This window comes from Acinetobacter sp. YH16044 (assembly GCF_013417145.1).
Taxonomy (GTDB): Bacteria; Pseudomonadota; Gammaproteobacteria; order Pseudomonadales; family Moraxellaceae; genus Acinetobacter; species Acinetobacter amyesii.
The window spans coordinates 1-1,109 of the sequence record NZ_VPEK01000180.1 but is presented as its reverse complement, the minus strand read 5'-3'; the positions used below and the strand labels follow the sequence as shown (position 1 = coordinate 1,109).

The following is a 1,109-nucleotide window of genomic DNA, read 5'->3' as shown; positions in this document are numbered from 1 at the left end:
TTACTATTCAACTATTCAATGAAATAGCAAATATTCACTCAGTATCTTTTAATATTGATGGGGAAATTATTAATATAAAGAATGATCATGCTACTAGTTTTGATCAAGCTGTAGGGGCTAACTATTCACAAGCTACAATGGTTGTAAGTTACAGCATTTTAACTAAAATTCTGCAATCAAAAAGAACATGGATGAAAGTATCAACTAGCAAAGGCGCACATGAAGTAGCCATTGTAGATGGTACTGTAGATAGTAAGGCTTTTAATGCACTTAAAAGATTTGATGCTCAAGTAAAAGAAGCATCTGCTAAATAGTTATAGACTTACTACCTTTTAGTGTAGGCGGTGCAAAATAATTTGCATCGTTCTTCTCTCTCTACGTGAATGAGTGAGCATAATTGCCTTGCTAATTTATTTCTATTCACGTACAGCGTTCAATCTGATAGGCTTATAAGCAATAAACAAGTAAATGTTGGTATTGAATATGGCAATTACAACTAAACCTCGTGGCAACCTATCTAAAGCTGTAGTATTAGAATTAGTAAAGGATGCAGCTCCTGAACAGATAGCAACTCTATTTACAGGTAAAGATAATAAACCTTGTACATTGGTATCACGTACTCGTACAGTAGAGCTATTAGGTTTAACAGGTGCTAAAAAGAAAGCTGTAGAAGAATATACATACCCTGCTAAACGTAAACCTCGTAAAGCTGTAGTTAAACGTGGTACTGATTCAAATACAGTTAGCAAGGATGACTATAAAGACTTGAGCAATGACAAACTAATCAGCTCTATTAAAGAATACAAAGCTAAACTTAAGGCTATGGAAGAACAACTATCTGAACGTCTTAAATAACAGACAATAAAAAAGGGGGCTTATATAGCTCCCTTATTTGTTGCTAGGTACATATCCCACACTTTCTAGGTATGTCATCCATTCCTTAATATAGAAAGCATCTGATAGCATTGTAGCTATTCGTTCTGCATAATCTTCTATACTCTCTCCAACATTGGCCTTGTAATGGTTTTGGAAAGCTATATCTCTACTTAACTTATCACCAAACATAAGGCATTGTTTAATACCTAGTCCTGTAAACATATCTACAGTAT

At 34.2% G+C, this 1,109-nt stretch carries 1 protein-coding gene and 2 pseudogenes; 2 read left to right on the top strand and 1 reads right to left on the bottom strand.

The window, feature by feature from the left end:
- Together FTV38_RS17895 and FTV38_RS17890 are read left to right on the top strand one after the other, a co-directional pair.
- Positions 1–314, top strand: a pseudogene (locus FTV38_RS17895) (hypothetical protein); the annotation flags it as partial.
- Between the two features lie 169 nt (positions 315–483).
- Positions 484–855, top strand: a complete 372-nt coding sequence (locus tag FTV38_RS17890; protein ID WP_179995755.1) for a hypothetical protein — start codon at positions 484–486, stop codon at positions 853–855.
- Positions 856–888: 33 nt separating this feature from the next.
- Here FTV38_RS17890 and FTV38_RS17980 read toward each other — a convergent pair.
- Positions 889–1,109 (bottom strand): annotated as a pseudogene (locus tag FTV38_RS17980) (replication initiation protein); the annotation flags it as partial.